General features: G+C 41.1%; 8 protein-coding genes. All 8 read right to left on the reverse strand.

Annotated elements, in window-relative coordinates; translation table 11 throughout:
• Positions 1 to 69 precede the first annotated feature (69 nt).
• Positions 70 to 1,131 (reverse strand): hypothetical protein, encoded by a 1,062-nt coding sequence (locus H5122_RS05080; RefSeq protein ID WP_182682641.1) that lies wholly within the window; start codon positions 1,129 to 1,131, stop codon positions 70 to 72.
• A 55-nt stretch (positions 1,132 to 1,186) separates the two neighbouring features.
• On the reverse strand, positions 1,187 to 2,257 hold the full coding sequence (locus tag H5122_RS05085) for a hypothetical protein (RefSeq protein WP_002963298.1): 1,071 nt from the start codon (positions 2,255 to 2,257) through the stop codon (positions 1,187 to 1,189).
• A gap of 286 nt (positions 2,258 to 2,543) precedes the next feature.
• On the reverse strand, positions 2,544 to 3,869 hold the full coding sequence (locus tag H5122_RS20285) for a PAS domain-containing methyl-accepting chemotaxis protein (protein ID WP_182682640.1): 1,326 nt from the start codon (positions 3,867 to 3,869) through the stop codon (positions 2,544 to 2,546).
• A 479-nt stretch (positions 3,870 to 4,348) separates the two neighbouring features.
• On the reverse strand, positions 4,349 to 6,397 hold the full coding sequence (gene recD, locus H5122_RS05095) for an exodeoxyribonuclease V subunit alpha (protein WP_182675384.1): 2,049 nt from the start codon (positions 6,395 to 6,397) through the stop codon (positions 4,349 to 4,351).
• The gene (gene recB, locus H5122_RS05100; RefSeq protein ID WP_182682639.1) at positions 6,394 to 9,972 is read right to left on the reverse strand and encodes an exodeoxyribonuclease V subunit beta; all 3,579 of its coding nucleotides are present in this window, start codon (positions 9,970 to 9,972) and stop codon (positions 6,394 to 6,396) included. The genes recD and recB overlap by 4 nt, the downstream gene beginning before the upstream one ends.
• Positions 9,959 to 13,258 (reverse strand): exodeoxyribonuclease V subunit gamma, encoded by a 3,300-nt coding sequence (gene recC, locus H5122_RS05105; protein WP_182682638.1) that lies wholly within the window; start codon positions 13,256 to 13,258, stop codon positions 9,959 to 9,961. The genes recB and recC overlap by 14 nt, the downstream gene beginning before the upstream one ends.
• 169 nt (positions 13,259 to 13,427) lie before the next feature.
• The gene (locus tag H5122_RS05110) at positions 13,428 to 15,797 is read right to left on the reverse strand and encodes a TonB-dependent receptor domain-containing protein (protein WP_182682637.1); all 2,370 of its coding nucleotides are present in this window, start codon (positions 15,795 to 15,797) and stop codon (positions 13,428 to 13,430) included.
• A gap of 194 nt (positions 15,798 to 15,991) precedes the next feature.
• Positions 15,992 to 17,035: an alkene reductase gene (locus tag H5122_RS05115; protein WP_024595958.1), complete on the reverse strand. Its 1,044-nt coding sequence runs from the start codon at positions 17,033 to 17,035 to the stop codon at positions 15,992 to 15,994.
• Between the last annotated feature and the right edge of the window lie 39 nt (positions 17,036 to 17,074).

Here is a 17,074-nt window from a genome sequence, read left to right on the forward strand (position 1 = left end):
ACAAATTTAAGGGGGTTGTATTTATGTACAACCCCCTTAAATTTACCAATTCAGCCTTACGTTGTCTTTTTAACTCTCAGCTAGGCCTTGTAAAAACTCTAAACTTAACTTTTCTTGTGCATTAGTCTGATACGGCAACTGCTGTAAACTGTCGTACGAGAAATCGTTTATATCAAAATGGCTTATTTCACTACTCCCAAAGCTGTTACGCTCACCTGGGCTTGGCGACATTCTTTCTATTACAAAGTCACTTAAGCGCATATCGGTAACGCCCTTAGGTAATACTGACCAATGAGCTTTTAAGTCTACGGTTTGGCTCCCTTGTGTTAAGCGTTCCTTAGATACCAAATGGGCAAGTGGTGTATCACCACTATATAAATTCGCCCTAACACGATACAAACCACTTTTTATCACCGTTAAATTAGCTGGCATAACCATGTTTTCATTTTGAGCATAAGCAATTTCAAAACCTGTTAAAGTAGCACTTGGTGGCATATATTGAATTTGCGCAACTACGGGTACTTTTTTACCGTCAACATCGCCCTGCACATACACTTGCAAACTACGAGGGTAATCTTCATCTTCTTTAAATGTAATAATTGCCTCACCGTCACGCGCATTGCCCATGTGGGTATTTAATACTTCCTTTGTATCAGTATTTGCAAGTTCAACGACCACTTTACCAAGCCCTTGAGCGCTTACCTTTATTGTTATTTCTTCTGGATATACAAAACGATATTGTTTGAGACTTACCGTTAAAGCATCGCCGCTTTCATCTATGGGGCTCGACACAGGATAAAATTGATTTGGCTTTAATCGATCTTCATCTAAAGGACTTAAAGGTTGGGAATAAGGAGGAAACTTAAGTGCACTCTCGTATTGCATCACCACTTGCTGCGCTGCTTTTGTTAGGTCTTCATTAAACGCAATTTGCTTTTTTAATTGTGGTTTTTTAGCTTTAGGCACATCTATAGGGATCACTTTTACAGGCGATAAGTCAGGTGCGTTCGCGCTGTGTTTAATCTGTGGTTTTATTGGCTCAGCAACTTTATGAGCATCATTTTTACCAGTCAACCATAGCGAGAATAAAATAGTGCTAATAATTAAAGCAACGACATAAAATTTTTTCATTTTTATATTTCAATCTTTTATAAGGCGTATAGTTTTTAACTACACGCCTTCTATGTTATGGAATCACATTATAAATAAGTGCTGATGCACTTAAATTATTTGAATCCTTAATATAACGATATTGTTTTTTCCAAAACCAACTACCTGTAGTTTTATCAAACGTATTAAACCCTACGTTATTACCTTCAACATTTACGTTATTCATGGCTATTGTGACATTACCTTTACGCTGCGCGTTATGTATTTCGTTATGGCTATAACTGTCACTCATCATCATTGGATAATGATTTGGCATAAAGCTACTAACAGCATCACCTTGCGATTTTAAATGGCCATCTGTATCAATACTGCTGCTACAACTTCCAAACGAGCCAGCCGAACTTGCACCACATGAAGAGTGCGATGCTACAACCGAATCATCATTACCTTTTAAAAATCCACCTGTTAAACCTAAATACGCATTACCATCTGCCACAAAGCGTAATCTAGGTGTACGTGCATCAGGAAATGGCGATATTTTACGGGCATTATTCACTTTTAAATCGTGTAATACGCCAACAGCTTCGGTTACATCGCTCCCTAGCCACCATTTGAGTGCTGCATCGACCGCAAAGTTCCATGATGCGCCAGTTAAAGCACTAACTGCTACGTCTGCAAGCTCACTTCCACCACCCGCGCCTGCTAAATCAAACGTCGCAACAATATTAAGCGGCTGTAAGCCTGCGTTTTCTAACCAGTTTTCTTGGTTATCAATAATATGGCGTGCAACTAAGTCGCCTGTTGAATGTGTTACAAATACACAGCCATCACTGCATAAATTAGAGCGTGAAATTTGCTTTAACTTTGGCCACACCCAATCGGTAGCAATTTTATCTTCAATTCGCTCATAAGCAGGCCAATCAATTCGCTCATCTGCACGATTATTCCAGTACGATTGCCAATATGTTTCACCGTCATTAATTACATCACTACCCGACTTATTGGTTATTTGCGAAGTTTGTAACCCGTGAATTAATATAATTTTGTAGTCTTTACTCGCAGCAGAAAAGCTCATTAGCATAGCAAGCCCAGCACCAATTAGGTGACTTGGTTTAATTAATGTGTGTGTGCGCTTAGTGTTGTTCATACAATTCCTTAATGTTGTGTACGTAATATTTTATTATCATTTAAGGTATTCATACTAGGGCTTGTCAGCCTTGGCGTTCATCAGTATTAGGAACAAAGAACAAAAATGCAACAATTTATTATCATTTATAGGGATGAAGAAACTTATTACTTGTTATTTAATGGGTTATTAAAAAATAATTGTTAAATTTAAAATTATCAGGGGTGTTTCGAGAGTAATATTGAGGGGGGTTAGGTTGAGCGGGTACCTGTAAAGGTGCCCGCTTTAGAATAAGGACGTAACTAATCTAGCCGTTAGCTTTGAGTTCACTGGTAAATTGCCCAATCGCATTTACAACTTCTTGTGCGCCTTGCTGAATTTCCTGCATCACATCACCCGACTCTTTAGATAGTGCTAAACCTTGCTCTGCTTTTTCTTTACCTTTTTCTATTACAGCCACCGTATTTTGGGTTTGTGATTGGTTACGCTGTACTACTTCTACTATTTCTTCTGTTGCTTTTGATGTACGCGATGCAAGCAATCGAACCTCGTCTGCAACAACAGCAAAACCTCGACCTTGCTCTCCAGCCCTAGCCGCTTCAATTGCGGCATTTAATGCTAACAAATTGGTTTGCTCTGCAATACTACTAATACTTTGTACAATACTCGATATTTGTTGCGACTGCTGATCAAGCGCTGAAATTTCACTTGCCGCTTGCTCCATGTTAATAGCCAGCTCGGTCATTACTGCAACCGTATCTTGTATAACGCTCGCGCCTTGCTCTGCTTTTTTATCCGTTTGGGTTGAGGTGCTATAAGCAATTTCGGCAGCTTGTGATATCGCAATTTCTTGATTTACTTGCTCTGTAATAACTGTTGCAAACTTCATTACTTTATAAAGCTCATTCACGTCATTTGAGATTGGGTTATATGACGCTTCTAACCATACAACATTGCCGTATTTATCAACACGCTTAAAGCGCTCCGCTATAAACTGTCCTTCTCTTAATTTAGCCCAAAACTGTTGATACTCTTGGGAATTATACTCTGAAGCTTCACAAAATGTGCGATGGTGTTTTCCTATTAATTCACTTTCTTGATAACCCATTGCTGATAAAAACTGCTCATTTGCTTTTAAAACATGGCCTTCTAAATCAAATTCAATTACTGCCATAGAGCGATATATTGCTTTGATAGTGTCGCTTTGCTCGCGGGAAGCCGTAATTGTTTTTGTAAGCACACTCCCGAATATAGAAAAATAGAGCAACTGATCTTGCTCCCCTTTTACAGGATGTACTATTAAACGTAACCATTCAGCTTTACCATCACCGCGCGCAATTTGTAATGCACCGCCCCAATGTCCTTCTTTTTTTATAGCTTGCTGTAGGCTTTTAAATTCTGAAGATTGACGAGATGACTCAGTAATAAAATCATCAAAAGAGTTATTAGTAAGATCGTCTTCGTTGTAGCCTAAGTTTTCTAAAAACCTATCATTGGCGTGCGAAATTCTGCCATCATAGAGAATGTTCAGTACTAACATCTCTCGGTAAAGCCCTTCCCACACTTGTTGTAACGGATAGAGTTCTGCTTTTAAAGAGGCTATCTCATTTTGCTTATTTTTAGAAAAAAACATTAATATCCTTACTAGGGAGTGTTGACCTTTGTGGATTGAAATTTGTTCAATCTAGGGGCGATTAAATCACGGCGCGAGGTTTGTAACCTAGTGGGCTCGATAACTGCTCCTGCGTTATTCTAATGGCTTACATCCATGTAAGAATAAGTAAAAACCGAGCAAAGCTACCGCGTCCTGCTCACGCCCCTTACCTACATCCATGTAGGTAACAAAGAGTTAATCGTCCCTAGAAAGAACCCAAAGGGCAGCGTATGTTTGGTATTTATACTACGTTATCGCCTATTTATGGGGAATACCACACTACATAGGCTCTGCCTTGCCTAAAAACCAAACACACTGCCGCAAATTCACCCACCAAAGATCAACACGCCCGAATACATTCAATATAAAATTAATTTTAGTATAGAAGACATTTATAATAACGCGATAAATAACAAGCAGTTTGAAGCTAAATTATTAATAAAAAATTCAAATTAAGCTTAAAATTGTAACCTTTCATATAAACCAGATGCTCTTGATACGCTTTTATTCATTGCTAGTTGCAGTACTTTTTTGTCAGCCACCAGCTCAAACTTATTTTTAGCGCGGGTTATTCCCGTATACACTAATTGCCTGTTAATACCCATGCGCGCTTGTATTAGCGGTGGCAGTACCATAGCGGTGTAACTAAACTCTGAGCCTTGTGATTTATGAATAGTCATTACGTATACTTTATCGTGTGCAGGGAGTCGTGCTGGCGAAAATGCTCGTTGATTACCTTGCTCATCAATAAATATGGCTTTGAGCTGATTACTTTCATCGGGCATTAAAATACCAATATCGCCGTTAAATAACTTAAGCTGGTAATCGTTTTGGCTCACCATAATGGGCATGCCTGTATAATGATGAGTATTAGGGCTAACTGTTATTAAACCTTGCTGTTGCAATACGCGCTCTATTCGCTGATTTAAGCTATGCACACCATAATCGCCCTCTCGTACCGCAGCTAAAAGCTGATAACTCGCAAAAGCAGCATGCACCTGTGCAACATCTGCACCTTGGGCAATTAAGTTAAGGTATTTTGCATAATGACTTGCTGCACTTTTAACAAGCTTTTCAATTGGTTTCGCTACAAAGTCGTAATCTAAAATTACATCGTTAAAACGCCCTTCAGTACTTTCTTGCTCAACGTAATTTAAAATGCCGGTGTTATTTGTGTTTACCGCAAGTGCGAGTTGACCAATGCCACTTTGTGCATCAAATCGATAACTGTGCTGTAAAAAGGCAACGCAATCTGCGAGTTTAAATTCACTCACGCTTTGCGCTACGAGCTTAGGCTCATTATTAAAACATAAGCTATTTAGCTCATCACAACGTGCTTGCGAGTAGCGTGGCGTTTGCCCAAGTGTTAAACCTTGGCATAAATCGCTCATTACGCTGCCAGTATCTACCGAGGCCAGCTGGTCTTTGTCACCTAGGAGTATTAATCTCGCATGCGCAGGCAGTGCTTCTATTAATTTAGCCATCAGCGATAAATCGACCATACTGGCTTCATCAATAATCAGCACATCTAAATGCAGTGGATTGCTTTTGTTATGTCTGAATTTATTAGTAAACGGTTTTACGCCTAATAAGCGATGAATAGTTTGAGCGTTTTGCGGTATCAGCGTTTTTATATCATCAGGAATCGTTGTGAGCTTATTTTTAGCGCCTAAAATAGACTCACTTAAACGTGCAGCGGCTTTACCTGTCGGTGCCACCAGCTTAATACTAAGTGGTGCGGTTTTATAAAGTGACTGCAAAATAGCCAACAACTTAGTCACTGTGGTAGTTTTACCGGTACCTGGACCACCCGTGATCACGCTAAAGCCTTTGGTGGCAGCAATCGCACACGCCACTTTTTGCCAATCAGTTTCAATTGCAGAATCAGCAGGAAAATAGGTATTTAAAAGTTCAGCCAATATTTCATTATTAATATTGAGCTTTCGCTCGCTCATGCTTAATAGTCTATCTGCGAGTGTTTGCTCATAACCGGCAAGGCGCGCAAAATAAAGTCGCTCTTTAAACAGTTGCAGTGGTTTATTTTCGCCCACGCTTTCATGGTTTTGTAAATAACTGAGCGCTGTATGTACATTAAAGTCATCACTAAACGGGCTTAGCGTACTGGGTACATTGCCATCGAGTTTATTAAAGTCGCTTTTGCGCAAGTTAAAAGGATTACTCCAATCAACCTCATTTAAAGTTAGGCAGCTATGCTGGCTTTGCTGCGATAAGCACAGTAATAAAATAATATAAAACAGCTCATTGTGAGTTTGCTCAATGTCATTAGCACACAGTAATTCAGCGAGCTTCACATCAACTACACGCAGTCGGTTTTGCGCTAATAAATACTCAAGTAACGGGACTTCGGTAATCGTATTATTTAACACAATGTCCTCTAATGGGGCATCTTGTGCTACATTTTTTGAAGTAAGAGGCTCTACGGCTTCATTATTAAGTGTCTCGTCTATATCGTCAAACAAGCCAGGTTGCTCATTTAAATCGCTCATAGCATGGCTCCTTGGCTAAATAAGCCATCTAAAATAATCACCTGTTCTTCAGTTAGCTTTTTAAAGTACACGCCTTGCCCTGCGGGCATTCCTCGTAAAAATGTGTAATACACGCCGCCTAAATGAGTTTCTATTGAGTAATCAGCTATACGTTGTTTTAATAAACGATGCAGCGCTACCGTGTAAATTAAATACTGCAAATGATACTGATGACTGCTCATCGCTTGCTCAAGCATGTCGCTCTCGTAATCAGCTGGCGTGCTACCTAAATAATTAGACTTATAATCTAAAATATAATATTTGCCTTGGTAGCAAAATATTAAATCGACAAAGCCTTTTAACAAGCCCTTTACTTGCGAAAATTCAAGCTTACTTTGCGTAAAACCAAAATGTTTAATTAGCATTTCGTTTAGCTTAGGTGCACTTAAGCTCTCAAGAGGTAAATTAAATTCCATTTCGACTAGGCAGTCACCTGGTGTAAGCACACCTAATGAAAGAAGCCCGTTTTCTAAAGAGCTGTTATCTAGGGGACACGCAAGAACATCAAGCACCCATTTTTCAGCCACCTCTTGCCATTGATCACCTATGTGATACTTTTCAAGGCTGCGCTTAACTACCTCAGATAAGTTTTGCTCGGTATTAGTTGGGTGAACTATTGGGCTAGTAAAATCTATTTGTTCAAATATTTCGTGTAAACAGCTACCAGGCTTTGCCCCTTTAGGAAAACTATAAGGTGATGGTATTTCGTCCTCTTGCACTGCAAACTCGTCTTTTTCGTGATCTTCATCACTTCGCCCTGGTGCTAATTGGTCGCTGTGCTTTTTAAAGCTCAATGCACTAAAGCTGGTTGCTCGCCAGTTACGCTCAATATTTGCCGTTACTTTATTAACACTTAACGTTTGCTGCGCACTTTCACTGTTATTAAAACAAAGTGTTCCCTGCTCTAATAATGTTTGTGAGGTAAATTGCTGATAGCTCATCGCGCTGTTAGCGTCGCAAAACTCACTTAAATGCGTGCGCCATGTTTGGCTACTGGCAAGTTCAAGCCCTGCAAATAAAACATGCCCAAGTGCACTACTTTGCATAGCCAAGCGGCTACTTTGTCCTTGCCCTATGTTATAAACACCAAGCGCACAAAAATGTACGGCGCGAGTAAGTGCTACATACAGCAGGCGTAAATCTTCAGCTAGGCGTTCTTGTTCTGCTTTTTGAAGGGCATCTTCGTCTTTACTTAAATCGTAAACTAGCTTGCCATTATTATGATAAAGCGCTTCTTTTGTTTCGCGATAGCCACTGGCAAACGGCATAAATACCAGTGGGTATTCAAGCCCCTTTGAGGCATGCATAGTCACAATTTTAACTAAGTTGGCGTCACTTTCTAGGCGCACTTGTACTGTCTCACCGTCTTGTTGGCTTACCTTTTGTGCAAACCAGCGCAGCAAACGCAGCGTGCCTTCAAGCTCTATTTGTTTTTGCTGAAGTATTTCGCCCAAGTGCCTAAAGTCTGTCAGCCAACGCTCAACGTTATATCCCAGCCCTTGCCATTTAGCGCTAAGCTGGTTATGGCTCATTAAGCGCTCAAGCATCGCCATGGCGCCTTGCTTGTTCCAAATGTGGCTAAGTTGTGCAAAAAAATTTAAGTAGTCTTGCCATTTATTTTCATCATCGGCGAGTGCATGTATTTCGTTATAACTTAAACAAAATAACGGGCCAGCTAAAACACCGCGCAGCAATGACTCGTCATATTGACCATGCAGCGCTGTTAAAAAGTTAAGTAGGTGATGGCTAAGCTCTTGGCTAAAAACGCTTTCTCGCGATAAATACACGCTGGCAATTTTGGCATCATCTAGCGCTTTTTTCATTATTTGCGCTTCAACACGGTCGCGCACTAATATACAAATATCGGCAGCGCTTACAGGGCTACTGCCAATACACGCATCCCCTTGTTTTGCTTTTTCAAGCAGGGTTACTATTTTATTAGCAAAGTGGGTGGCTAAATGCGCTTGCCCTACACCTTTGTTAGTTGGTTTGTTTTTTTCGTCTGCGGCTTCATCTACAAATACATTAAATTCGAATGCGGTCGCGGGTTTGCCATCAATAAAAAAAGAGTCATCCGCTTTTTTGCCTTTAGCAGCTACTGCGTTAAACGGTATGGCGTCGTTATAAATAAAGCTGTTAGCGTGTTTGCCAAATAAACTATTAACGCTATTTACCATATCGGTGCTTGAGCGAAAGTTAGTACCCAGCGTAAATTGCTGATCAGTCTGTACAGCTTCTTTTGCGCCAATATATGTAAAAATATCCGCGCCCCTAAAGCCATAAATAGCTTGTTTAGGGTCGCCTATCATGGCAAGCGTGGTATTTTGTTGCCCATAAATTTTACTAAAAATACCGTACTGAATCGGATCGGTATCTTGGAATTCATCAATCATGGCGACCGGAAACAATTGCGCAATTTTTTGCGCAAGTACGTCGCCTTGCTCGTTATTAAGCGAACTGTGTAAATTGGTCAGTAAATCATCGGGGGTGATCACGCTTTGCTCTTGCTTGCGCTTAACTATTGCGGCTTTTACCCAGCGTGCTGCATGTTGTACAACCGCTATTTTGAGCCCTTGGTTTATGGTGTTGTTAAGGGCGGCAAGCTCGTCAAACTGACTCAGTAATGGATGCACAAATAATGGCTGATTTTTTTTATAATTGCCTGCATCGCTTAGGTTTTCTGTACTCCACACTTCAAACGAATACTTGTTAGTGCCAAATTCAAAAAACAAATCGCCGCCTAAACAAAATGCCTCAAGCGCACCAAGGCTGCCTTTTCGTGCTGGCGTTTTAGACCCGCTTAAACCCGAGCCTTTAATAGCACCTATAAACTCTTGCTCTAACACCGCTTTTTTAAATGCAGGTACACGGGTTATGTACTCGTCACGGGCTTTCCATACATCGTCTAATTTTATTTGTGGCGTAATGTGCGCATTAGCTTTGTTTAAAATGCTCGCCACTTGAGCGAATAAAGCCTCGGGTGCGGCAAATACATCTAAAATAGCATCGGTGCGTTCTTTATTAAGTGGGTATACAAACGCACGCCAAAAATCTTTAATAGTTTCGAGTAATATGTCGCGCTCATCTAAAATAAATTCGAGATTAAACGCCACTCCCGACTCAAACGCATGTTGTTTTAGCATCCGCTGACAAAAGCCATGAATAGTAAAAATAGCGGCTTCGTCCATTGATTTAGCAGCTGCATCGAGTAAATCAAACGCGCGGTGCTTATCATCAATTTTGGCAATTACGCCTTCAATGAGTTCGTCGTTTGGGTCTTGCCCAAGCAGTGCGTCGCGTGCAGCAATAATTCGGCTGCGTACGCGGTCTTTAATTTCTTGGGTGGCGGCGTCGGTAAAGGTTACAACCAAAATTTGCTCAACACTGAGCGGCGTATTTAACTCACCTTCTATTTGCATACCTAGTAAGTAACGTAAATACAGCCCTGTAATGGTATAAGTTTTACCAGTACCCGCACTGGCTTCTATTAAACTTTGACCAATGAGCGGCATAGTAAGAGGATTAAGCGCTTGCATGGTCACTCTCCTTTGCGTGTTCAAATAAAGGCGTGAGCAATTTATCACTCCATTTTATAAATTCTTCTTGGCAGTCGTTTAGCGATTGCACCGTTAAGCGAATATACGGATTTTCGCCCTCGCCTCGCCCTATGTATTGCGGGCTAAATTTGCTCATTGCTTTTGTTATATCGCCGCCGCTTTTAACGTATTCATAACCACTTACCGGAAAAAACGGCACAGGCTCTGCGCGCAGCGCTTTGTATAACTCAAACCAATCGGCTAATAGTGCATCGGCATCAGCTTTATTAATTGGCGCAAAGGTAATTTGCTTATCGAGCCCAAGTAACAATGTTTCTACTTGTTGATCCATACTTTGCGCTGCGAGGTGGTAAATAAAGCCTTTAATTAAATCTTTCGCTTTAATACTCGCACTGCGATAAAACACTTGTTTTTGCAAATACACATGATTGAGCCAGCCCTCTATTTTGGTGCCTTCAATGGTAAGCAAAACTTCTATCGGCTCACTTTTCCCGCCTTTAATGTGCTCTTTTACTTGCCCTGCAAGCGCGTCAACTCGGTGCTCCATACTCTCAAATATGAGACTGCCTACATTGGCTTGAGGTAACTCACCTCGCTGCAGTATTTGCTCGGTACTTAGTGGTTGCTCGTTTATATTGGCTTTAAGTATTTCATCAAGGTAAAAGTAACGGCGCAGTGCATCTAGGCTAAAGGGTTCTTCGTCTTTTGCTACTTCATTAAATTGTGGCAGGCGTAAGCCTAGTGTTTGTTGATAAAAGCTCTCTTGTGCGCTGCACACACTTCTAATAAACACATCGAGATCTAGCTGATCTGGCACAGTCACATCAAGCGCAATAACTGGCTCTGGTTTAATTGACTCACTTGGCAGCCAAATTGGATTGTAACTGTGGTTGCTCAGCACAGTATTAGCTTGCTCATCGGCTAAATAGTAATGGCTATTAAAGGGCTGTAAATGCTGCTGATTAATTAGACATGCGGGCAGCGTTTTTTCACTCTTTTCGTTTAATACAAAACTACGCCCAATATATTCTAGCAACTCACTTACAAGGGTTGATGGCATGCGCGGTTGGTTATCAAAACACGAGCGACCAATGTAACTCATGTATAAGTTGTCGCGGGCACTCAGTAGTGCTTCTAAAAATAAGTAGCGGTCATCTAATTTACGTGATCGGTCACCTTTTTGCTTTTTAGAATAAGGCACCAAGTCAAAACCAATGGGTTGTACGTTACGCGGGTAGTCGGCATCGTTTAAGCCCAGCATGCATACCACTTTAAATGGTACGGCGCGCATGGGCATAAGCGTACAAAAGTTTACTTGCCCAACCAAAAACCGCTGCCCTACGCCTTTTTCTTGAATGCCTTGTCTAATTAAGTAACTAACAATACGCTGCGAAACCGCCTTGCTGTAATCGCCGTTGTCGTGGTGTTTTTGTAACTCTTCGAGCACGTTTTGAAGTACTAATAAATCCCAGCTGTCATCGCTTTCACTTTCGTATATGGCGTTTAACAGCTCGCTTAAAATATGCGCTTTATTAGTGAGCGTATCGTCGGGCGTTAACTGCTCTTTAAAGCTTTGCAGTACATCAATAAAATGCACGAGCTTGTTGAGTGTATCAAGCGCCATACCTTCTACTTCATCAGCGCTGTAAATACCGTTAAACGGACATTGTTCGTCGCGCATGGCAATGCCAAGCAGTAAACGGTTGAGCCCATGTTGCCAGGTATTTAAATCAATAGCGGGTAAATCAAAGCTGCTTTTATGCGCTGCGTTTATACCCCATTTAACCCCAACACGTTCAAGCCAATATTGAATTTGCTCGTATTCGTGCGCTTCAAGCCCAAATTTTTCGGCTATTTGCGTCACTTGTAATAAATCGAGAATATCCGACACACCAAAGCGCGAAAACGGTAAGTTAGCTAAACTCGCAAATGAGCTAAGGACGGGCTTTTCTTGCTCTATGGCTAAATCGGCCAATGCATAAGGAATAAAGCGGCTGCCTTGTGCCCCGCCAAATACGGCTTCAATGTAGGGGCTGTAAGTGCCTACATCGGGCATCATGACAATTATGTCTTTGGGAGTAAGCGTTGGGTTTTGATTAAATAAGTTAAGTAAGTAGTCGTGCAAGCGCTCAACTTCTCTAAGCGGTGTATGGCAATCGCTGAGCGTAATGCTGGTGTCGGTTGCGCTGATTGGTAATTTACCTTCGTCGTTTATAAACCACTCTTTGTTATCGGTAAGAGACTCCCCCTTAAACGCAAGCTGATAAATCTCGCTTTGTACTTGCCCTAGTAACGTGTCGTCAAACACATCAATAAAACCATCAATCCAACGGGCATCTAACTGTACAAGTTGTTCAAAATAGTCGCGACCTAATTTACCCCACGACGATAACAATGGATTACCAATAAAGTAGTATTCTTCATCTGGATTGGTTTGTTTTTTTTGTTGTGCTTCCACCAGCGGCATTTTGGCGTATTTAGCGCTTATTTTAGCTGCTGTTTTTTCATCTATAATATCGCCCCAGTAATGCTCACTTGGGTTAAAAAAGAATAATATAACCTCGGTTTTTTTACTCAGTGCTTCAAATACGTCTAGCTGGGAGCTGGCAATCGCCGATATACCAAATAAACTAATGCGTTGTGGCAGTAAGCTATTGTCCATGGTCTCAAGTGCTGCAAGTAATTGTCCTTGCATATTAGCGCGATGAAATTGGCTTTGCCCAAGCTCTTGGCTTAGTTTTACAATGCGTCGCCATAAATCAGGTTGCCATGGGGCAATGGCTACATCTACGTCATCAAGCTCATCTTTGCCGCTATCCCATGTGGCTATCCAGTGCGGTCGGTACATTAAATATTGGTCGTACACATCGGCTATTTTTTCACATAGCGCAAAGGTTTTTTGCCCGTCAATATCGCCCTCTAAATAGGTTTTTAGCGGCAAATAAAGCGGTTCATCAATGCAGGTTGGTAAAATTGCAAACAGTTTCCAAGCAAGGTTGGGCTTATTAAATGCCGACTCTTTAGGGACATTTGGCAGTAATTGCTGATACAACTGCCAAATAAAGCTCGACGGCAGCGGAAAATCTACCTGCGCTGCAACCCCTAAGTTTTCACTCAAACCTATTTTTAACCACTGCGACATACCCGGCGATTGCACTAGCACTACTTCTTTGTCGAACGGGCTTTGCAATGGGTTTACTTTTAACAGCTGGTGGAACTGCGCTTGCAGGGCTTCCATCCGGTTTGATTGAATAATATTTAGCATATAACACTGACCTTGCTTGAGATAAAACCAGTGTAAGATATTTTCAATATTAGGGGTAGTTATTCACTGAAATTGATTCTAATAAATCAATAAGTTAGTCATTAAACAGTCAAAAAGCCCATCGGTGATGGGCTTTGCTTTAATTCAATTGTTAATCCTACACTTTAACTTAAAAGTCAGCGGTCAATGTAACTGCTGCGGTGCGTGGCGCGCCAATGTAATAAGTAGCGCCGTTACCAGTACCACCTGCTAAGTAGCTTTTGTCAGTAACGTTATAAACAACAAACGATACGTCAATGGCTTTAAACGGGCCGGCATCTACGTCAGTTGAATAACCTGCATTAAAATCAAGTACGGTGTAGCCGTCTACTTTATTACGCGTGCGAGTGTCTTCGTCTTGCCATGCACCTAAGCGCTCACCGGTGTATTTAGCCGATAAACCAACACTAAAGCCATCGCTAAAGTAATCGGTAGATACCACAAATAAATCTTCTGATGAATCTATTATGCTGTCGCCTTTTCTAAAGCTCGGTGCTACCTCATTACCACTTTCATCTCTTAATATTACACCCTGTGAATCGTATGCATTTGGATCATCAGATGAATACTCAGAACTGCTATTTGTATACGACGAGTACACACTCCAGCTTGGTGTTAACATATAGCTTGCTGCAAGCTCAAGCCCATTTGAGTCAATACCCCCTACATTTACGTACGAGCCATTTGTACCAATGGTGTAATCAATGCCGTCTGTGCCACTACCAGGGGCAATAAAGGTAATGCGGTTATCAAACTTAACACTGTAAGCCGTTGCTGTAAGGGTTAATCTGTCGGCTTGGTAACGTACACCAAAGTCGATGTTGTCGGCAGTTTCTGGCTCTATGTTTGTAAGTGTTGAGCTATCTCGCTCAAGTACACCGTCTTTTATTGCTGAAAAATTCTCGCTGTAACTAGCAAATAATTCTGTGCTGTTATTTACCTGATACAATACACCACCGCTAAATAACACGTCTGAGTCGCTATCTACTTTATCTGATCTTTCGTTAGCAAAGTGGTCGTATTTTTGTAATTCAACTAAATATTGTTTTGCACCAATATTTAATGTTAAGTCACCAAAATTAATCGAGTCTTGTAGGTACCATTTGAATGTATCAGTATCAAAAGTGTTTTTGTATTGTGTCCAGTAAGGCGTGCTATCAAAGTGATGATAAATACGCGCGTCAATTACTTTGTGCCAATCACGCGACTCGTCACGCTCGCTTTGCTCATACCAAAAGCCCGCTTCGATATCGTGATCACCAAATGTAGCTTGGTAATTTGCCGTTACACCTAAACGATCTTTGTTGTAATGCGTATGGCGGTAAGACATAACCGGCGTTGCTGTTGCATCGTAACACGCAGGATTTAAACCAGGACCCGACTCCCATGGCCAGCTCAAACTTTGCGTACAATCGGCATCGGGTGCAAGCGGGTTGCCTTCACTATCAGCAAAACCATAAGAGCCTGCATTAGTGCCACCCTTGGTTGTTGGGTCGCCATTTTCATCAACAGGCGTTGTTAAATAAGGTGGGATCCAATCGCCGCGACCTGAATTTTTATGATAATAAGGGCTAACAGTTAATAATGAAGTTGGTGAAATCGCGTATTCAAATTTTAAATAGCCTAAGGTATTTTCACGAAGCGTTCCCCAACCTTCTGCAAACATTTGGTCAAAATGCGGAACTCCTGTCCAATTCCATGTTAGCTGATCCCAATCGGGTGTTTGTTCAAACTGCTCAAGGCTTACGCTGTTATAGTTTGTCTCGCTTACATCATCGTAAGATAAACGACCAGTAAGTGTTAAATCGTCAAAATTAGATACAAACTTAAGCTCTGCGTGTTGGTTGTCTTTGCCCCCATTACTGCCTGAACCAATCCAGCGGCTTGTATCTGTTTGCGAGTAACTTACGTACGCTTGTGTGTTATTAAAAACAGTGCCTGTTTCGTGTTTAATATAATAACGCGTGGCATCGTGACTGCCTGATGTATAAGCAAAGGTAGTGCCTTTTTCAAGGCTTGGGTCTTTACTTACAAAGTTAAATGTCCCGCCTAGTGCTTCAAGTGAAGCCGACTTAATATCAGAGGTACCTTGACCTACTTCTACCGTTGCTAAATTTTCACTCTCCAAGTAACGGTTAGCTTTAGCACCACCGCCGTAATTAGAGCCACCATTGGGAATGCCATCAACGGTCATACCTAATTGTTGTTGGTTTCCATCAATACTAAAACCACGCATAGTGATTGTAGTAGACCAATCGTCGCCACCAAATGCATCACCTTCGTTTATGCTAATACCTGGTAAGTTATCAATAACCGATAATATGCTCGATACCGAACTTTGCTGCTCAAGCATTGCAGGCTCAATAACATTGTTAGCGTAGCTCGTTGGTTTAGCTACAACGGTTACTTCTTCTATGGTGTTGTCGTTAGCATAAGTAGATGTTGATACCGCCATGGCAATAGCCATGCTCAATAGCGATTTGTTTTTTAAAGCGTACATTGTTGTCCCGTTTAGTTTTAATTATGAAATATGAAAACGAGCACAGTATGAATTTTAAATATGACAACGAGGATGAACTTTATTTACATAAAGGTTAAACAAATATGGAAGATTTATGGCGGGAATATGTACAAAAAAAGACACTCAAAGGTTTAACTTTGGGTGCCTTAATAACTAAATATAATATTTAGCTGTTACTTTAATTCAGCTAGCATTTCATCGCTGTAAGGTACTAGTTCTTCACCGTTTGCAATTTTGCTAATGTAATCTGGATTTGCAATAAGTGGGCGACCAATCGCGATTAAATCAAACTTAGCATCGTTAATTGCTTCTTTTGCTGACTCAAAACTATAGCTGCCAACGCCTACTAATGTACCTTTGTAGCCTGCACGTAAAAATTCAGACGTCGTTTTACCTTCAAGCGATTCAAACGTTGTACTGTCGTCAAAAATACCGCCGTGTAAATATGCTAAATCTCTCTTCTCAAGCTCTGGTAATAAGTAATCAAATACCGCTTTATCACGGTTATCTTCGCTCATATTAAAATAAGCACCCGGTGTAACACGTAAAGCAGTACGCTCATTACCTACAGCAGCGATAACTGCATCGGTTACTTCTAGTGCAAAACGCGACATATTTTCAGGCGTTTGACCGTATTCGTCGCTGCGTGTATTTGCAGCGTAATGTAAAAACTGGTCAATCAAATACCCGTTAGCACCGTGAATTTCTACCCCGTCAAAACCCGCTTCAATCGCATTTTCTGCCGCTTTTGCGTAATCAGCTACTAGGCCCTTAATGTCATCTATAGTCGCTGCTTTTGGTGTGATATATGTAAGCTCACGCATACGAGGTACAGAGCCTTCAACGCCAATTGCCGATGGTGCCAGTACATCGCCATCAAAAAAGTGAGGATGTGCAACACGGCCAACATGCCAAAGCTGTGCAAACATTTTGCCGCCATTAGCGTGCACTGCGTCTGTTACTTTTTTCCAACCTTGAATTTGCTCACTGGTAAATAAACCCGGTGTATTTGGATAACCTTGCGCATCTGGACGAATAATAGTTGCTTCGCTAATAATTAAACCGGTTTCGGCACGGCGAGCATAATATTCAACCATATCTTGTGTTGGCACTAAGTTATCGTCAGCCATACAACGCGTTAATGGTGCCATAAGTACGCGGTTTTTAAGCTCAATCGTGTTATTTAGTTTAAACGGAGCAAGTAGATCAGTAGTCATTTTTCAATCCTTCATTAAGTATATGCTTACTACAATGTG

The sequence above is a fragment of the Pseudoalteromonas sp. SG43-8 genome, assembly GCF_014164245.1.
Lineage (GTDB): Bacteria > Pseudomonadota > Gammaproteobacteria > Enterobacterales > Alteromonadaceae > Pseudoalteromonas > Pseudoalteromonas distincta.